This window comes from Labrenzia sp. VG12 (assembly GCF_002237595.1).
GTDB lineage: Bacteria > Pseudomonadota > Alphaproteobacteria > Rhizobiales > Stappiaceae > Roseibium.
In genome coordinates, this window is sequence record NZ_CP022529.1 from 1496671 (window position 1) to 1513393 (window position 16723).

Annotated in this window: 15 protein-coding genes; all 15 read right to left on the reverse strand. The window is 60.4% G+C overall.

Annotated features, from left to right (window positions below; translation table 11 throughout):
* Window positions 1-53 precede the first annotated feature (53 nt).
* Window positions 54-1382 carry a proline--tRNA ligase gene (gene proS, locus CHH27_RS06850; RefSeq protein WP_094070932.1) on the reverse strand — a complete coding sequence of 443 codons (1329 nt, stop codon included), beginning with the start codon at window positions 1380-1382 and terminating at the stop codon, window positions 54-56.
* Window positions 1383-1922: 540 nt separating this feature from the next.
* The gene (locus CHH27_RS06855; RefSeq protein WP_094070933.1) at window positions 1923-2213 is read right to left on the reverse strand and encodes a DUF1467 family protein; all 291 of its coding nucleotides are present in this window, start codon (window positions 2211-2213) and stop codon (window positions 1923-1925) included.
* A 3-nt stretch (window positions 2214-2216) separates the two neighbouring features.
* A complete protein-coding gene (gene mce / locus CHH27_RS06860) occupies window positions 2217-2621 on the reverse strand; it encodes a methylmalonyl-CoA epimerase (RefSeq protein ID WP_094070934.1) in 405 nt (134 codons plus the stop codon).
* A 218-nt stretch (window positions 2622-2839) separates the two neighbouring features.
* A complete protein-coding gene (locus tag CHH27_RS06865; protein WP_094074567.1) occupies window positions 2840-4519 on the reverse strand; it encodes a ribonuclease J in 1680 nt (559 codons plus the stop codon).
* A gap of 41 nt (window positions 4520-4560) precedes the next feature.
* A complete protein-coding gene (locus CHH27_RS06870) occupies window positions 4561-5334 on the reverse strand; it encodes a biotin--[acetyl-CoA-carboxylase] ligase (protein ID WP_094070935.1) in 774 nt (257 codons plus the stop codon).
* A gap of 8 nt (window positions 5335-5342) precedes the next feature.
* Window positions 5343-6782, reverse strand: coding sequence for an NADH-quinone oxidoreductase subunit NuoN (nuoN, locus tag CHH27_RS06875; protein WP_094070936.1), 1440 nt, complete (start codon window positions 6780-6782; stop codon window positions 5343-5345).
* Window positions 6783-6805: 23 nt separating this feature from the next.
* Window positions 6806-8365 (reverse strand): NADH-quinone oxidoreductase subunit M, encoded by a 1560-nt coding sequence (locus CHH27_RS06880; RefSeq protein ID WP_094070937.1) that lies wholly within the window; start codon window positions 8363-8365, stop codon window positions 6806-6808.
* Window positions 8365-10380: an NADH-quinone oxidoreductase subunit L gene (gene nuoL / locus CHH27_RS06885; protein ID WP_094070938.1), complete on the reverse strand. Its 2016-nt coding sequence runs from the start codon at window positions 10378-10380 to the stop codon at window positions 8365-8367. Before nuoL ends, CHH27_RS06880 begins: the two co-directional genes overlap by 1 nt.
* 6 nt (window positions 10381-10386) lie before the next feature.
* Window positions 10387-10695 (reverse strand): NADH-quinone oxidoreductase subunit NuoK, encoded by a 309-nt coding sequence (nuoK, locus tag CHH27_RS06890; protein ID WP_094070939.1) that lies wholly within the window; start codon window positions 10693-10695, stop codon window positions 10387-10389.
* 93 nt (window positions 10696-10788) lie between these two features.
* Entirely contained in the window at window positions 10789-11421 is a 633-nt protein-coding gene (locus CHH27_RS06895; protein ID WP_094070940.1) for an NADH-quinone oxidoreductase subunit J, read from the reverse strand.
* Between the two features lie 89 nt (window positions 11422-11510).
* Window positions 11511-11999, reverse strand: coding sequence for an NADH-quinone oxidoreductase subunit NuoI (nuoI, locus tag CHH27_RS06900; RefSeq protein WP_094070941.1), 489 nt, complete (start codon window positions 11997-11999; stop codon window positions 11511-11513).
* Window positions 12000-12019: 20 nt separating this feature from the next.
* The gene (locus tag CHH27_RS06905; protein ID WP_094070942.1) at window positions 12020-12256 is read right to left on the reverse strand and encodes a hypothetical protein; all 237 of its coding nucleotides are present in this window, start codon (window positions 12254-12256) and stop codon (window positions 12020-12022) included.
* Complete coding sequence (nuoH, locus tag CHH27_RS06910) at window positions 12253-13314, reverse strand: NADH-quinone oxidoreductase subunit NuoH (protein ID WP_094070943.1); 1062 nt, start codon at window positions 13312-13314, stop codon at window positions 12253-12255. The genes CHH27_RS06905 and nuoH overlap by 4 nt, the downstream gene beginning before the upstream one ends.
* A gap of 16 nt (window positions 13315-13330) precedes the next feature.
* Window positions 13331-15394 carry an NADH-quinone oxidoreductase subunit NuoG gene (nuoG, locus tag CHH27_RS06915; protein ID WP_094070944.1) on the reverse strand — a complete coding sequence of 688 codons (2064 nt, stop codon included), beginning with the start codon at window positions 15392-15394 and terminating at the stop codon, window positions 13331-13333.
* A gap of 26 nt (window positions 15395-15420) precedes the next feature.
* Window positions 15421-16722, reverse strand: a complete 1302-nt coding sequence (nuoF, locus tag CHH27_RS06920; RefSeq protein WP_094070945.1) for an NADH-quinone oxidoreductase subunit NuoF — start codon at window positions 16720-16722, stop codon at window positions 15421-15423.
* Window position 16723 lies beyond the last annotated feature (1 nt).

Here is a 16723-nt window from a genome sequence, read left to right on the forward strand (position 1 = left end):
GCGCGCCGTTTAAAACGCGCCGAATCCCTATGCCAAAGCATCGACGGATGGCTTTAGTCCGTCAATGCCGCGGTCAGCTTGTTCAAGGCGGCTTCCGGGGAAAGCATTTCCTTTTCCCCAGTTGCGCGGTCCTTGACTTCAAGAAGGCCGTCTTTCAGCCCTCGCGGTCCCGCCACCACCTGGTAAGGCAGGCCGATCAGGTCCATCGTCGCAAACTTCGCACCTGCCCTCGTATCGGTGTCGTCGTAAAGAACTTCCATGCCCGCTGCCTCCAGCTTGGCATAAAGGTCTTCAGACGCGGCGTCCGTCAGCTCATCACCCGGTTTCAGATTGACCAGCCCGACATGGAACGGGGCAACCGACTTCGGCCAGATGATTCCGTTGTCGTCATGATTGGCTTCGATCAAGGCACCAAGAAGGCGTGAAACGCCAACACCGTAGGAGCCCATGTGCACCGGAACCTCTGTGCCCTCGGCGGTGGCGACTTTCGCGCCCATGGCTTCGGAATACTTGGTGCCGAAATAGAAGATGTGGCCAACCTCGATGCCCCGGGCTGAAACGCGCGTCTCCTCCGGCAGCGCATTAAAGGCCGTCTCGTCGTGCATTTCGTCGGTGGCGGCGTAAGGCGTTGTCCACTCGGTCACGATCGGCGTCAGATCCGAGAAGAAATCCGTGTCTTCCGCCGGCGTGGGCATCTCCAGGAGCGACTTGTCGCAGAAGACTTCGCTTTCGCCGGTTTCGGCAAGAATGATGAACTCATGGCTCATGTCGCCGCCGATGGGGCCGGTATCGGCCTTCATCGGGATGGCCTTCAGACCCATGCGCTCGAACGTGCGCAGGTAGGCGACAAACATGCGGTTATAGGCATGGCGCGCGCTTTCCTTGTCGAGGTCGAAGGAATAGGCGTCCTTCATCAGGAACTCGCGGCCACGCATCACGCCGAAGCGCGGACGCACCTCGTCGCGGAACTTCCACTGGATATGGTAGAGGTTGAGCGGCAGGTCCTTGTAGGAGCGCACGTAGCCGCGGAAGATGTCGGTGATCATCTCCTCGTTGGTCGGCCCGAACAGCATGTCGCGCTCATGCCGGTCGGTGATGCGCAGCATCTCCTTGCCATAGGCATCATAGCGGCCACTTTCGCGCCAGAGATCCGCCGACTGGATGGTCGGCATCAGCAGCTGCACGGCCCCTGCCCTTGCCTGCTCTTCCTCAACGATGCGTTCGATCTTGCGCAGCACCTTCAGTCCAAGCGGCAGCCAGGAATAGATACCGGCTGACTGCTGGCGGATCATGCCGGCACGCAGCATCAGCCGGTGCGACACGATTTCCGCCTCTTTGGGCGTTTCTTTCAGGATGGGAAGGAAGTAGCGGGAAAGACGCATGAAGGTTCTCTTGAAGTTGGCATCGCCTGTTTGGTGCGCAGTCAAAGCGCATGCGGCGCACAAAAACAAGCCCTTTGCGATTTTCCGCGCCGGTTTTGCATTTCGGCGTGTCGAATTGGCCAAAAAACAAGGCCCCTCCTGACATTTGCCAGCTAATTGATTACATGTCTAAATACGAAGAATTTAGTAGAAATTACCGCTGAGGAAATAGACAAGCAAAAAAATTGAGCTGTGCACGACAAATAGGTGACAAGCCTGAATCAATCAGCTAGGTTCCATTCCCATAACAACAAGATGCCTTGGCAGAAATGTCAGGAGGCTCAAGGACATCGCGGTCTGAGTCTTGGGAGGAAGGACCCTCAGGCGCACCTTTACGGTCCGCAGCCGCCCGGCCAGGTTGAACAATCGACCGGTACGGGTTCAAGGGTCAAATTTAGACGCGGAACTATTCAAGGCAGAGCTTCGGCTCTGCCTTTTTTCTTGTCTTCAGTCTTTCAGAAATCGTCTTGGGCTGGCTCGCAAAAGGCCGGGGCCAGGGAATCAGCTTCCCGGCTGGCTGTAGCTGTTCCCCGGCGGGTTCAGAAACGGAATGTCATCCAGTCCGAATCCCGAGTTTCTGAGGCTCACATAGGCAGTGAAGATCACGGACGCGACGATGGTCGTGATAACGATCACCTTCAGGAACTGGGGCCGTTCCGGAGCACTCGGCTCGGAACCGGGCAGCACCTCCCCGGCCTCTTCCTGGGTCCGGCGCAAGCCGAAAGGCAGGATGGCAAACAGGACGATCCACCAGATCAGAAAAAAGACCGCCAGAGCATACACCACGGACATTGATCAGGCCTCTTCCAGTTCCGTCAGCGTGCCGAGAAAGTCCTTGGGATGCAGGAACAGCACGGGCTTGCCATGAGCGCCGATCTTCGGCTCGCCATCGCCGAGCACGCGCGCACCTTCTGCCATCAGCTTGTCGCGGGCCGCGCGAATGTCGTCGACCTCGTAACAGACATGGTGAATGCCCCCGGACGGATTTTTTTCCAGGAACTTTGCAATCGGGGAGTTTTCCCCGAGGGGTTCCAAAAGCTCGATCTTGGTATTCGGCAGATTGATGAACACCGTGCTCACACCGTGATCCGGCTGTTCTTCCTTCGCTGAAACCTCGGCGCCGAGCGTGTCCCTATAGACAGCGGTCGCCGCTTCAATGTCCGACACTGCAATCGCCACGTGATTGAGCCGTCCGATCATGCATTCACCTCCACAAAACGCCATTGACTGCAGGACCAGGATCCTCCTGGTCGCTAAAGCAGGTTGAAAGCTCGCCCTGAGAAAAGCCGCAGGTCTGTCGCGAACGATCGGCACCACGCGCTTCAACAAGCAGCGGTCCCTTCGGTACGTACCTTCTGGCCCTGGTCTGGACGAGAGCTTCCGGGTTTTACCCCATCAAAGCCAGGCTTCGTAGTTGACTATAGTTGCGACACCATCACCTTGCAGAGCGTCTTTTTGCCCCACACGTCGAGGATCTCGGACCGGGCTGCGCGCCGGGCGGCCTCGCCCACCAGATCCTTGTCCTTGCGCCGCGCCTTCGGGATGCTCGTCACGGCGCCGATCACGGCCTTGGAAACGATCTCTTCCATGGGCTCGCCATCGTCATCCGTGTCCGGCAGGCCAAGCAACGTGATCAGCGGGTCGGTCAGAAGTTCGCCCTTCCGGTTCACCACGAGTGCGATGATCGCCGCACCAGCAAAGGAGAGCTTGCGCCGTTCCTTGACGCCAGTGACTTCCGGGTCGTCCAGAATATCACCATCCTTGACCAGAATGCCGGACGGAGCTTCGTCGATGACCCCAGCCCGGCCTGCGGAGAGGCGGACAACGTCGCCGTTCTTGCCACGCACCACTTCCGGAACACCCTGTGCCTTGGCAAAGGCGGCATGGGCGGCAAGGTGCAGCGGCTCACCATGAACGGGCAGAACGACCTTCGGCTGAACGAGCTTGTAGAGCTGCTCCAGTTCACCGCGGCGCGGGTGACCTGAGACATGAACCAGCGCATCCCGGTCGGTGACAATCTCGACATCCTTGTCGGCAAGATTGTTCATGACCGCGCCGACTTCCTTTTCGTTGCCCGGAATGGTGCGCGAGGAGAAGATCACCATGTCGCCCTTGGTGAGCGCAACATTGCGATGATCGCCAGCCGCAATCCTGGCAAGCGCTGCCCGGCTTTCCCCTTGCGAGCCTGTACAAAGCAGCACGGTCTTTTCCCGCGGCAGGTAGCCATAGGCTTCTTCGTCATGGAACTGGGGCAGACCGTCCAGATATTCCAGCTCCCCGGCCACCTCGATCACCCGGTGCATCGAGCGGCCGACAACCACAATATCCCGCTCATTGGCGGCCGCCGCTTCGGCAATTGCCCGGATCCGCGCAACGTTGGAGGCGAAGGTGGTAACGGCGATCCGCTTCTTGGCGCGAGCCATCACTTTCTTCAGTTCTTCGGCCACATCCTGTTCGCTCGGGCTCACCCCGTCGCGGACAGCATTGGTACTGTCACACACCAGGGCCATCACCCCTTCCCGGCCAAGCTCCGCCAGCCGGTCCAGATCGATCGGCTTGCCGACACCAGGGGTCAGGTCGATCTTCCAGTCGCCGGTGTGCAGCACAAGACCGGCAGGTGTGCGGATCGCAAGCGCGCAGGGCTCCGGGATCGAGTGCGCCATCGCGACGAACTCCACGTCAAACGGTCCGATCTTGTGCCGCTCGCCCTGGCGCACAACGGTGACCGGAACTTCTTCCGCCCCCGGCTCGCTTTCCGCCTTTGCCGCCAGCAGACCTGCCGTGAAGGCCGTCGCATAGACCGGCACCTTCAGATAAGGCCACAGGTGCAGGATGGCGCCGTAATGGTCTTCGTGGGCGTGCGTGATCACCATGCCGACGATATTGTCGACCTCGTCTTCCAGAAACTTGATATCCGGTACGACCACGTCGATGCCCGGAAGGTCCGGACCGGCGAAACTCACGCCGCAATCGACGATCAGCCAGCTTCGGTCATCTTCCGGACCAAAGCCATAAAGCCCGAGATTCATTCCGATTTCGCCGACCCCACCCAGCGGCAGAAACACGATGTCATTGTCTGTCATCTTGGCCGAAGCCATGGATTGCTCCTTCAACATGCCGCGGGCCTGCAGCGTGGCGCTCAACGCCCTGGTAAAAACACGTCGCCCGCATATAGCGTGCGCTGGCGGCCATCATCCAGTTTCACAACCAGATGGCCGCGCGCATCCAGATCGGCAAAAATGCCGGTAATCTCTTCCTGAGCCGTTCTGACCGTAATGGTCTTGCCCAGATGGGCCGCCCGCTTGAGCCAGTCCCTGCGAATACTGTCAAAACCGCCTGGCAGTTGCCAGCGTGCCAAAGTGTCGGCCATTGCAGCGGACAGACACTCAAACAACCGTTCCGCAGTGACCTGAAAACCCAGGCTCCTCAGATCCGTTGCCTGATAAAGCGACAGCTGCGGATGGGTCACACAATTGACGCCGAACCCGATCACGACAGCCTGCCGTCCGTCGGAGAGCGTCTCGGCTTCCAGAAGGATACCCGACAGCTTCGCGCCTTCAACCAGAAGATCGTTCGGCCATTTCAGCGATACCAGTTGCAGTGTCCCGGCGGCTTTGTCAACGGCTTCGGCAAGCGCAACAGCTGCTGCAAGCGGCAGTTCACCGATCCGATCGGCCGGTTGCGGATTGATCAGCAGCAGACTGGTGAAGAGGTTTCCGCCGGGAGAGGACCAGTCGCGGCCACGCCGCCCCCTGCCCTCTGTCTGCTGGTCCGCCCTGATCCAGAGCTGGCCGGGATGTCCGATCTGCGCCCGTTCAAAACAGAGCGAGTTGGTCGAACCGACACTGTCATGCTCTTCAAAGCGAAAGTCCGGCGCACCTGGCGCCGGACGTTCCTCGGATCTTGCTGTCATGTGACCGGTCAGAACAGCGACTGCGCTGCTGCGCTGGCTGCATTGACGACCTGTCCCGGTGCCAGCCAGAAGAAGATCACGAACACGCTGGACAGGCCGAGCACGACCTTCAGCTCCGCCGGCATCTTCTCAAAACCTTCAACCGGCTCGTCGAAGAACATGATCTTGACGATGCGGAGATAATAATAGGCGCCGACAACCGACATCAGCACACCGATGATCGCCAGCGGATAGAGGCCAGCTTCAACCGCTGCAACGAAGACGTACCACTTGCCGAAGAAGCCGACCAGCGGCGGAATGCCGGCAAGCGAGAACATCAGAAGGCCCAGCAGGATGGCCATCGGCAGATTGGTCTGCGAGAGGCCGGACAGATCGCTGATCTCCTCGACCATGCCATCCTTGCGGCGCATGGAGAGGATGCAGGCAAAGACGCCGAGCGTCATGCCGAGATAGGCCATCATGTAGAAGATCACGCCTTCCACGCCCGTCTGAGTGCCGGCCGCAAGGCCGACCAGCGCATAGCCCATGTGACCGATCGAGGAATAGGCCATCAGGCGTTTCAGGTTGCGCTGACCGATCGCGGCAAAGGCGCCAAGCGCCATGGAGGCGATGGAGACAAAGACGACGATCTGCTGCCAGTCACTGGTGACCGGCTGGAACGCGTCGATGACGATCCGCACCATCATGCCCATGGCCGCCACCTTCGGTGCGGCAGCCAGAAAGGCGGTGACCGGTGTCGGAGCGCCCTCATAAACGTCCGGCGTCCACATGTGGAACGGAACGGCGGAAATCTTGAAGGCAAGGCCGGCCAGAATGAAGGTCAGGCCGAAGACCAGGCCGAGCGAAGCGCCTTCATGAGACAGGACCTCGGCAATACCGGCAAACGAGATCTGGCCGGAAAAGCCGTAAACCAGCGACATGCCGTAAAGCAGCATGCCCGACGACAGGGCGCCGAGAACAAAGTATTTCAGGCCTGCTTCCGTCGACCGGACACTGTCGCGGTTGATGGCGGCGACCACGTAGAGCGACAGGCTCTGCAGCTCCAGGCCCATGTAAAGCGCGATCATGTCGTTGGCCGACAGCATCAGCATCATGCCGAGCGTCGCCAGCACGATCAGGATCGGATACTCGAAATGATCGAAGGACTGGCTCTTGGCATAGGCCCAGGACATCGCAATGGCGAAGAACGACCCCATCAATACCAGAAGCTTCAGGAGATAGGCGAAATCATCGAGAACGAAGGATCCGCCGAAGGTCTCCCCAAAGGTCGGTACGAACAGCAGCACCAGGAAGGTGCCGCCGAGCAGGCCCATGGCGCCGCCGAAGACGGCGTAGCTGACACCCTTGCCACCAAAGGCGCCGATCATCAGCAGCATCATTGCTCCGAGGGCCAGGATGATCTCCGGCAGGACCGGCATGAGATCTGGCAGTTGGCTCATATCTGACATGGCTCTGTCTCGTCCTCGAAACCTTAGTGCGCCGCGGCGGCGGCCGCCGCTGCATGCTGGGTGCCCCCAGCCGCTTCAAGCGCTGCGGTATAGTGATTGATGAGATTGTCGACCGCGCCCTGGGTCACGTCCAGGATGGCCATCGGGTAGAAGCCGAAGAAGATCGTCAGCACCACCATCGGCAGCAGGATCGCCTTTTCCCGGAGGTTCAGGTCGAGCATCGACTTGAGGCTTTCCTTCTCCAGCGCGCCGAACACGACACGGCGGTAGAGGTAAAGCGCGTAGGCTGCCGACAGGATCACACCGGTCGTTGCAAAGAACGCCACCCAGGTATTGACCTGGAACGCACCCATCAGCGTCAGGATTTCACCGACGAAACCGGACGTGCCCGGCAGGCCGACATTGGCCATCGTGAAGATCAGGAACGCCACCGCATATTTCGGCATCCGGTTGACCAGGCCGCCATAGGCCGAGATCTCACGGGTATGCATGCGGTCATAGATCACGCCGACACACAGGAAGAGCGCACCGGAGACGATGCCGTGCGACAGCATCTGGAAGATCCCGCCCTGAACGCCCTGTTCGGTCATCGTGAAGATGCCCATGGTGACGTAGCCCATATGGGCGACCGACGAATAGGCGATCAGTTTCTTGATGTCTTCCTGCGCCAGCGCCACCAGAGAGGTGTAGATGATCGCGACCACCGAGAGCGTGTAGATCATCGGCGCGAACATGTCCGACGCAATCGGGAACATCGGCAGGGAGAACCGCAGGAAGCCGTAGCCGCCGAGTTTCAGAAGGATGCCTGCCAGGATGACAGACCCTGCCGTCGGGGCTTCCACGTGCGCATCCGGCAGCCAGGTATGCACCGGCCACATCGGCATCTTCACCGCGAAGCTGGCGAAGAAGGCAAGCCATAGCCAGGTCTGCATTTCCGCCGGGAAGGCGTTGCTGGCGACGAGCTCTGCGATGTTCGACGTTTTCGCGGTCCAGTACATCGCCATGATCGCGATCAGCATCAGCACCGAGCCGAGCAGCGTGTAGAGGAAGAACTTGTAGGAAGCATAGACCCTGCGTGCGCCGCCCCAGACGCCGATGATCAGGAACATCGGGATCAGGCCGGCCTCGAAGAAGACGTAGAAGACCACCAGATCCAGCGCGCAGAACACGCCGATCATCAGCGTTTCCAGCACCAGGAAGGCGATCATGTATTCCTTGACGCGCTTCTGGATGCTCTCCCAGGAGGCGAGAATGCAGAACGGCATCAGGAACGTGGTCAGGATCACGAACAGGATCGAGATGCCGTCGACGCCCATGCGGTACTTGATGTCTTCAACACCCAGATGCGCGGCAATGCCGCTCGGCAGCCAGTCCTTCTCCTCGATGAACTGAAAGCCCGGATTGGCGTAATCGAAGTTGCCCCAGATGAACAGCGACAGCAGGAAGGTGACCGACGTGGTCACCAGCGCGACCATCCGGATGTTCTTCTTGCTGCCCTCGTCATCACCCGGAACCAGCAGGATGAAGAGCACGCCGAGCAGCGGCAAGAAGGTTGTGAGTGACAGAATTGGCCAGTCAATCATTAGTGAGCACCCCCGCCGGTGCTGCCACCGGTGAACATCGACCAGGTGATGAGCAGAGCCACCCCGATCAGCATCGCAAATGCATAGTGATAGAGATATCCGGTCTGCAGTCGGACGACCCAGGACGTCACGTTCTGAACGCGCGCCGAGATACCGTCAGGGCCGAAGCCGTCGATCACGGTGCCGTCGCCCTTCTTCCAGAGCATGCGGCCGAGCCACTGCGCGGGCCGGACAAAGAGGAAATCGTACAGCTCGTCGAAATACCACTTGTTTAGCAGGAACTGGTAGAGGCCGGAATGGCGCTCCGCCAGCTGCTTCGGCATTTCCGGAGAGCGGATGTAGAACTGGTAGGCAACCAGGAAGCCAAGCACCATCATGACGAATGGTGACACACGCACCCAGGCCGGCACATCATGCATGGCGTGTAGCACATGGAGGTCGGCGAAGGCCGGCAAAGCACCGTTCCAGAAGGCCTCGTAAGCCTCTTCTGAGTAGAAGAACGAGTTGTAGAACACCATGCCGGCGAGAACGGCCCCGACCGACAGGATGAACAGCGGCACGGTCATGACCAGCGGCGATTCATGCACGTGTTTCATGACGTCCACCGGAGCGCGCGGCTTGCCGTGGAAGGTCATGAAGGTCAGACGCCACGAATAGAAGGAGGTCAGCGCAGCGGCAATCACCGTCAGCCAGAAGCCGTAAAGCGCCATCGGGTTGGCATGTTCAAGCATTGAACTGCCGAAGGCCGCTTCAATGATGCCGTCCTTGGAAACAAAACCCGCAAAACCGAGATGTGTGAACGGAATGCCGACACCGGTCAGCGCCAGCGTGCCGATCATCATCGTCCAGTAGGTGATCGGGATGTGCTTCCGCAGTCCGCCCATCTTGCGCATGTCCTGTTCGTCGGAGACCGCGTGAATGACGGAACCGGCGCAAAGGAACAACAGTGCCTTGAAGAAGGCGTGCGTGAACAGGTGGAAAATGCCGATCGAGTAGGCTCCGACCCCGAGCGCCACGAACATGTAGCCGAGCTGGGAACAGGTCGAATAGGCGATCACGCGCTTGATGTCGTTCTGAACGAGACCGACCGTTGCGGCGAAGAAAGCCGTGGTTGCCCCGAAGAAGACGATCACGGTCAGCGCGGTTTGCGACAGTTCCATCAGCGGCGACAGGCGCGCCACCATGAAGACACCGGCCGTCACCATGGTCGCGGCGTGGATGAGCGCGGAAACCGGCGTCGGGCCTTCCATCGCGTCCGGCAGCCAGGTGTGCAGCAGGAACTGCGCCGACTTGCCCATGGCGCCCATGAAGAGCAACAGGCAGATAACCGTCAACACGGTCTGCCGATCTAGCTCGTACCCGAGGAACAACAGGTCTGTGTATTTCCCCTGACCAGCGATGAAAGAAGGTGCGTCACGGAAAATCGTCTCGAATTCTATCGTTTGGAAAACGTAGAACACACCGAAGATGCCGAGGGCGAAGCCGAAGTCACCCACCCGGTTGACGACAAAGGCCTTGATCGCCGCCGCGTTTGCGGACGGCTTCTGGTACCAGAAACCGATCAGGAGATAGGAGGCAAGGCCCACGCCTTCCCAGCCGAAGAACATCTGCAGCAGGTTGTCGGCGGTGACCAGCGACAACATGGCGAAGGTGAACAGCGACAGATAGGCGAAGAAGCGCGGCCGGTGCGGGTCGTGATGCATGTAGCCGATGGAATAGACATGCACGAGCGCCGACACCGTGTTGACCACCACAAGCATGACGACGGTCAGCGTGTCGATCTTGAGCGACCAGGACACGTTCAGGGCGCCGACATTCATCCAGCGGAAGAGATCGTAGGTGCCGCCCTGGGCGCCGCCGAGCCAGAAGCCGAAAAAGGCGATCCAGGACAGGAGCGCTGCAATGATCAGGAGGCCACTGGTGATATACTCACAGGCCTTGGCGCCGATGGCGCGGCCGAACAGGCCGGCAATCAGGAAGCCGATCAGCGGCAGGAACAGAATTGCGGAATACATCGGTTCCTATCCCTTCATCACGTTGACGTCTTCCACGGCGATGGAGCCGCGGTTCCGGTGGAAGACCACCAGGATCGCCAGACCGATAGCCGCCTCGGCGGCCGCCACGGTGAGGACCAGCATGGTGAACACCTGCCCCATCATGTCGCCGAGGAACGACGAGAAAGCGACAAAGTTGATGTTCACCGAGAGCAGCAGCAGCTCGATCGACATCAGAATGACAATCACGTTTTTCCGGTTCAGAAAGATCCCGAAGATCCCGATCGTGAACAGGATCGCCGCGACCGACAGATAGTGCGACAGACCGATTTCCATGGGCGCCTCGCCGTGCTCCCCTCGTTTACCCCAACCTGGCACCGCACGGAGGAGCGTGCATGTACCAGGACATTCTCGAATGACGCCTTGGCGTCAGATACCTTTGCCACTCTCCACTTTCCGGACCTCGATGGCGGTTTCGCGGTTGCGCGCAACCTGCTCCGGAATGCTTTGACGTTTGACATTCGGCTTGTGGCGCAGGGTCAGCACAATTGCCCCGATCATGGCCACCAGAAGGATCAGGCCAGCGACCTGGAAGAAATAGATGTACTTGGTGTAGAGCACCGAGCCGAGCGCCTGGATGTTCGTGACGCCCTCGGCGCCCGGCACCCCGGCAATAACCGGCGTCGGTTCGGACCCGTGTCCCAGCACCTCCGGCGCTATGATCCAGGCACCGAGCCCCATCAGCAGTTCGACCATCAGGATCAGGCCGACCAGCGCACCGACCGGCAGATACTGCAGGAAACCCTGGCGAAGCTCGACGAAGTCGACATCCAGCATCATCACCACGAACAGGAACAGCACCGCGACCGCGCCGACATAGACAACGATCAGCAGCAGGGCCAGATACTCAGCACCAAGCAGGATGAACAGACCAGCGGAATTCACGAAGGCCAGGATCAGGAACAAGACCGACGTCACCGGATTGCGGGACGCGATCACCATGAAGCCGGACGCCAGGGTGACGCCGGCAAACAGGTAGAAAAAGAGGGCTTTCAGGATCATTGCAAAGACCTGCCTGTCGTGTGGCCTTTCGGCCGGAAGTGCGGGGCCCGGCCGGATTGCCGGGCTGAAATCTGAAGTTCGGGTAGCTCCTAGCGGTAAGGAGCATCCATTTCAATGTTGCGGGCGATCTCGCGTTCCCAGCGGTCCCCGTTCGCGAGCAGCTTTTCCTTGTCGTAGTAAAGCTCTTCGCGGGTTTCCGTGGCGAATTCGAAATTCGGCCCTTCCACGATCGCGTCCACCGGACAGGCTTCTTGGCAGAAGCCGCAATAGATGCACTTGACCATGTCGATGTCGTAGCGGGTGGTCCGGCGAGTGCCGTCATTGCGGCGCGGACCTGCCTCGATGGTGATGGCCTGCGCCGGGCAGATGGCCTCGCACAGCTTGCAGGCAATGCAGCGTTCTTCGCCGTTCGGATAGCGGCGCAAAGCGTGCTCGCCGCGGAAGCGCGGGCTCACCGGCCCCTTCTCGAACGGATAGTTGACCGTAGGCTTCGGCTTGAAGAAGTAACGCATCGCCAGAATGAAGGCGGACACGAACTCCTGCAGGAACAGCGATTTGACGGCTTGACTAAGTCCCATCGCTTTTTGCCTCTCTTTCCTCAACCAGCCAGCATGTTGCCGGCCAAATAGCCAATGATCGGAAAGCCGATCACCGGAACTCCAAAAATCAGTGCGCTCCAGAGCGCCTTGTACCTGGCTGCGACGCCACCGTCGCCGCCAGCCTGTCTGTTCTTCGTTTCCGCCGCCTGAAGCATGCCCTTCAGGATCTTCCAGTCGAGCCAGCCCATATAGAGGCCGACGGCGGCGCCGATCACACCGGCGAGCGAGATGCTCACGCCGCGCCCGGAGCCCAGCCCATGATCATCAGAACGGCTGCGACAACGACGACCATGCCAAGCGACAGCGGCAGGAACACTTTCCAGCCCAGACGCATCAGCTGGTCATAGCGGTAGCGCGGCACCATGGCCTTCACCATGGCGAACATGAAGAAGCCCAGGAAACACTTCAGCACGAACCAGACCACGCCCGGCACCCAGGTGAAGGGTGCGAAATCGAACGGCGGCAGCCATCCGCCCATGAAGAAGATCGTCATCAGGGCGCACATCAGGCAGATGGCGACATATTCACCGAGCATGAACATCATGTACGGGGTCGAGCCGTATTCCACCATGAAGCCGGCAACCAGCTCAGATTCCGCTTCGGCAAGGTCGAACGGCGGACGGTTGGTCTCGGCCAGGGCGGACACGAAGAAGACCACGAACATCGGGAACAACGGCAGCCAGTACCAGTTCAGGAAGGCGAGCCACGGCACGCCGAGCCAGGTCGCAAGACCCGTCTGCTGCGCCATCACGATACCGGAGAGGTTCAACGTACCGGCACAAAGCAGAACGGTCACGATCACGAAGCCGATCGACACCTCATAGGAAACCATCTGCGCCGCCGAGCGCAGCGCCGACAGGAACGGATATTTCGAGTTCGACGCCCAGCCACCGATGATGACGCCGTAGACTTCCAGCGAAGACACCGCGAAGACGAACAGGACGCCGATATTGATGTTCGAGATCACCCAGCCGTCCGCGACCGGGATCACGGCCCAGGCACTGAGCGCGAGCAGCACGGAGACCAGCGGCGCCAGCAGAAACAGGATCTTGTTGGAGCCTGCCGGAATGACCGGCTCCTTCAGAACGAATTTCAGAAGATCGGCGAAACTCTGCAGCAAGCCCCAGGGACCGACCACGTTCGGACCGCGCCGGATCTGCACGGCCGCCCAGATCTTGCGGTCGGCGTACAAGATGTAGGCGACAATCACCAGGAGCACGACCATCAGCACCACGCTTTGCAGTGCCATCACCAGGAATTGCCCCAGGTAGGTCGTCGTAAAGAACTCAACCATTTCGGTCCCCTACCCCTTATTCTGCAGCTTCTGCCGCCCGCGACTTCGCGAGCGCCGAACACTCGGCCATCACCTTGGAGGCGCGGGCGATCGGGTTGGTCAGATAAAAATCACGGATCACGTTGGCAAAGCCGGCGCTGTCCATCTTTGCCTTGGCATTGGCCAGCTGTTCAATGTCAGCGGCGGAGCCAGCCTCGATCATGTCGATCGAGGCCATGTGCGGGACAGCTTCAAAGAGCTTGCCGCGCAACTGGCTGAGCGAGTCGAAGTCGAGCGTCTGCGACAGGGTCGCGGACAGTGCCCGCAGGATCGCCCAATCCTCGCGCGCTTCACCCGGAGGGAACGCGGCGCGGTCGGCCATCTGGACGCGGCCTTCGGTGTTGACGTAGATCGCGGACTTCTCGGTGTAGGCCGCTCCCGGAAGGATCACGTCGGCCCGGTGTGCACCTCGGTCGCCATGGGTGCCCTGGTAGACGACAAAAGCGCCCTCGGGAACCTCGACCTCGTCGACGCCCAGCAGGAACAGGATGTCCATTGCCCCCGGCTCGAGCATGGCTCCGGTGTCCTTGCCGCCTTCGCCCGGGACAAAACCGAGATCCAGCGCACCAACCTGAGAGGCTTCGGTGTGCAGGATGTTGAAACCGTTCCAGCCGTCCTTGATCACGCCAAGCGATTTGGCGGCTGCGGCGATGGTCGCCATGACTTCCGCACCATCCGGACGGTTGAGCGCGCCCTGGCCGACAATGAACATCGGCCGCTCGGCTTTGGCCGGAGCATGTTCGACAAACTGCTTCAGGCTGTCCGGGCCGGCGCCGAGATAGGTCACCGGAAAGGTCAGGTCGGCGTTTTCACCGATCAGGCCGACATGCAGGTCGCCGCGGGTCCAGCGCTTGCGGATCCGGGCGTTCAGCACCGGTGCTTCCTGGCGCGGGTTGGTGCCGATCAGCATGATCGCGTCGGCATCTTCGATGCCTTGAATGGTGGAATTGAAGAGGTAGCTGGCGCGGCCGTTCTTCGGATGCAGCGGCGAGCCCGGGAAGCGGCTGTCGATATTGGTGACGCCGAGCTTTTCCATCAGGCTCTTCAGGGCGAACATCTCTTCAACGCCCGCCATCTGGCCAGCCAGTGCACCGATCCGGTCACTGGAAGCGCCCTTCACCTTGTCGGCGATGATCTGGAAGGCTTCGCCCCAGGAAACGGGCTGCAGCTTGCCGTCCTTCTTGGCGTAGGGCCGGTCGAGACGCTGGGTCTTCAGACCGTCCCAGATGTAGCGGGACTTGTCGGAGATCCACTCCTCGTTGACCTCTTCGTTGAGGCGCGGCATCACCCGCATGACTTCCTTGCCGCGGCTGTCGACGCGGATCGCAGACCCGACCGCGTCCATCACGTCAACGCTTTCGGTCTTGGTCAGCTCCCAGGGACGGGCATGGAATTCGTACGGCTTGTGGGTCAGCGCGCCCACCGGGCAAAGATCGGCGACATTGCCCTGCATTTCAGACGACAGGGCCGCATCGAGATAGGTGGTGATTTCCGCGTCTTCGCCGCGGCTGATCAGGCCCATGTCGGTGACGCCGCAGACTTCCGTGGTGAAACGGACGCAGCGGGTACAGTGAATGCAGCGCGTCATGATCGTCTTGATCAGCGGGCCGATTTCCTTGTTCTCGACCGCGCGCTTGTTCTCATGGAACCGTGACCCGTCGACACCATAGGCCATCGCCTGGTCCTGTAGGTCGCACTCACCGCCCTGATCGCAGATCGGGCAGTCCAACGGGTGGTTGATGAGCAGGAACTCCATCACCCCTTCGCGGGCCTTCTTGACCATCTCGGACTTGGTCTCGACCACCGGCGGTTCGCCGTTCGGGCCCGGACGCAGGTCCTTCACGCCCATGGCGCAGGAGGCGGTCGGCTTGGGCGGTCCGCCCTTCACTTCCACCAGGCACATGCGGCAGTTGCCGGCAATCGACAGCCGGTCGTGGTAACAAAAGCGCGGAACCTCGGCACCCGCTTCTTCACAAGCCTGAAGCAGCGTGTAATCCGCCGGGACATCCACTTCGTTGCCGTCGATGATGAGCTTCGTCATCCGTTGCTCTCCAAATCCCGTTCCGCTTACTCAGCCGCCACCATGGTCGAAGACGCCTTCGACTTGGCGACATAGTCGTCGATGCGCTGCTCGATGACCGGCCGGAAATTCTTGATCAAACCCTGGATCGGCCAGGCGGCCGCATCCCCGAGCGCACAGATGGTGTGGCCCTCGACCTGCTTGGTCACCTTGAACAGCATGTCGATTTCCTCGTAGGAGGATTCGCCCTTCACCATGCGTTCCATCACGCGCCACATCCAGCCGGTGCCTTCCCGGCACGGCGTGCACTGGCCGCAGCTTTCATGCTTGTAGAAGTAGCTGAGCCGGGCGATTGCCTTGATGATGTCCGTGGACTTGTCCATGACGATCACGGCCGCCGTACCAAGGCCGGAACCGAGCCCACGCAGCGTGTCGAAATCCATCGGCGCGTCCTTGATCTCGTCGGCCGTGCAGCACGGCACGGAAGATCCACCCGGAATCACCGCCAGGAGATTGTCCCAGCCACCGCGAATACCGCCGCAATGCTTGTCGATCATTTCCGAAAACGGAACGCCGAGCTCTTCTTCGAAGGTCGCGGGCTGATTGACGTGACCGGAGACGCAGAAGAGCTTGGTGCCGGTATTGTTCGGACGACCAAGTGCGGAGAACCAGGCCGCGCCGCGGCGCAGGATGGTCGGCGCAACCGCGATCGATTCCACATTGTTCACCGTGGTCGGGCAGCCGTAGAGACCGACATTGGCCGGGAACGGCGGCTTCAGGCGCGGCTGGCCCTTCTTGCCTTCCAGGCTTTCCAGCAGCGCCGTTTCCTCGCCGCAGATATAGGCACCGGCGCCGTGGTGAACGTAGATGTCGAAATCGTAGCCGTTCTTGTTGTTCTTGCCGATCAGGCCGGCATCGTAGGCCTGGTCGATCGCCGCCTGCAGGCGCTCACGTTCACGGATGAATTCGCCACGTACATAGATGTAAGCAGCAATCGCGCCCATGGCGTAACCGGCGACCAGACAGCCTTCGACCAGCGTGTGCGGATCGTGGCGCAGGATCTCGCGGTCCTTGCAGGTGCCCGGTTCGGATTCATCGGCATTGACGACGAGATAGGCCGGCCGGCCATCCGATTCCCTGGGCATGAACGACCATTTCAGGCCCGTCGGGAAGCCCGCGCCACCACGGCCGCGCAGCCCGGAATCCTTCATTTCCTGAATGATCCAGTCGCGGCCCTTGTCCAGAAGCGCCTTGGTGTTGTCCCACTGGCCACGCTTCTTCGCGCCGTCCAGACCCCAGTCATGCAGACCGTAGATATTGGTGAAGATCCGATCCTGATCCTTCAGCATC

What these genes read in the sequence shown, in the direction of transcription:
- proS (WP_094070932.1), bottom strand. Translation starts at nt 1,382, where the DNA reads ATGCGTCTTTCCCGCTACTTCCTTCCCATCCTGAAAGAAACGCCCAAA.
- CHH27_RS06855 (WP_094070933.1), bottom strand. Translation starts at nt 2,213, where the DNA reads ATGTCCGTGGTGTATGCTCTGGCGGTCTTTTTTCTGATCTGGTGGATC.
- mce (WP_094070934.1), bottom strand. Translation starts at nt 2,621, where the DNA reads ATGATCGGACGGCTCAATCACGTGGCGATTGCAGTGTCGGACATTGAA.
- CHH27_RS06865 (WP_094074567.1), bottom strand. Translation starts at nt 4,519, where the DNA reads ATGGCTTCGGCCAAGATGACAGACAATGACATCGTGTTTCTGCCGCTG.
- CHH27_RS06870 (WP_094070935.1), bottom strand. Translation starts at nt 5,334, where the DNA reads ATGACAGCAAGATCCGAGGAACGTCCGGCGCCAGGTGCGCCGGACTTT.
- nuoN (WP_094070936.1), bottom strand. Translation starts at nt 6,782, where the DNA reads ATGTCAGATATGAGCCAACTGCCAGATCTCATGCCGGTCCTGCCGGAG.
- CHH27_RS06880 (WP_094070937.1), bottom strand. Translation starts at nt 8,365, where the DNA reads ATGATTGACTGGCCAATTCTGTCACTCACAACCTTCTTGCCGCTGCTC.
- nuoL (WP_094070938.1), bottom strand. Translation starts at nt 10,380, where the DNA reads ATGTATTCCGCAATTCTGTTCCTGCCGCTGATCGGCTTCCTGATTGCC.
- nuoK (WP_094070939.1), bottom strand. Translation starts at nt 10,695, where the DNA reads ATGGAAATCGGTCTGTCGCACTATCTGTCGGTCGCGGCGATCCTGTTC.
- CHH27_RS06895 (WP_094070940.1), bottom strand. Translation starts at nt 11,421, where the DNA reads ATGATCCTGAAAGCCCTCTTTTTCTACCTGTTTGCCGGCGTCACCCTG.
- nuoI (WP_094070941.1), bottom strand. Translation starts at nt 11,999, where the DNA reads ATGGGACTTAGTCAAGCCGTCAAATCGCTGTTCCTGCAGGAGTTCGTG.
- nuoH (WP_094070943.1), bottom strand. Translation starts at nt 13,314, where the DNA reads ATGGTTGAGTTCTTTACGACGACCTACCTGGGGCAATTCCTGGTGATG.
- nuoG (WP_094070944.1), bottom strand. Translation starts at nt 15,394, where the DNA reads ATGACGAAGCTCATCATCGACGGCAACGAAGTGGATGTCCCGGCGGAT.
- nuoF (WP_094070945.1), bottom strand. Translation starts at nt 16,722, where the DNA reads ATGCTGAAGGATCAGGATCGGATCTTCACCAATATCTACGGTCTGCAT.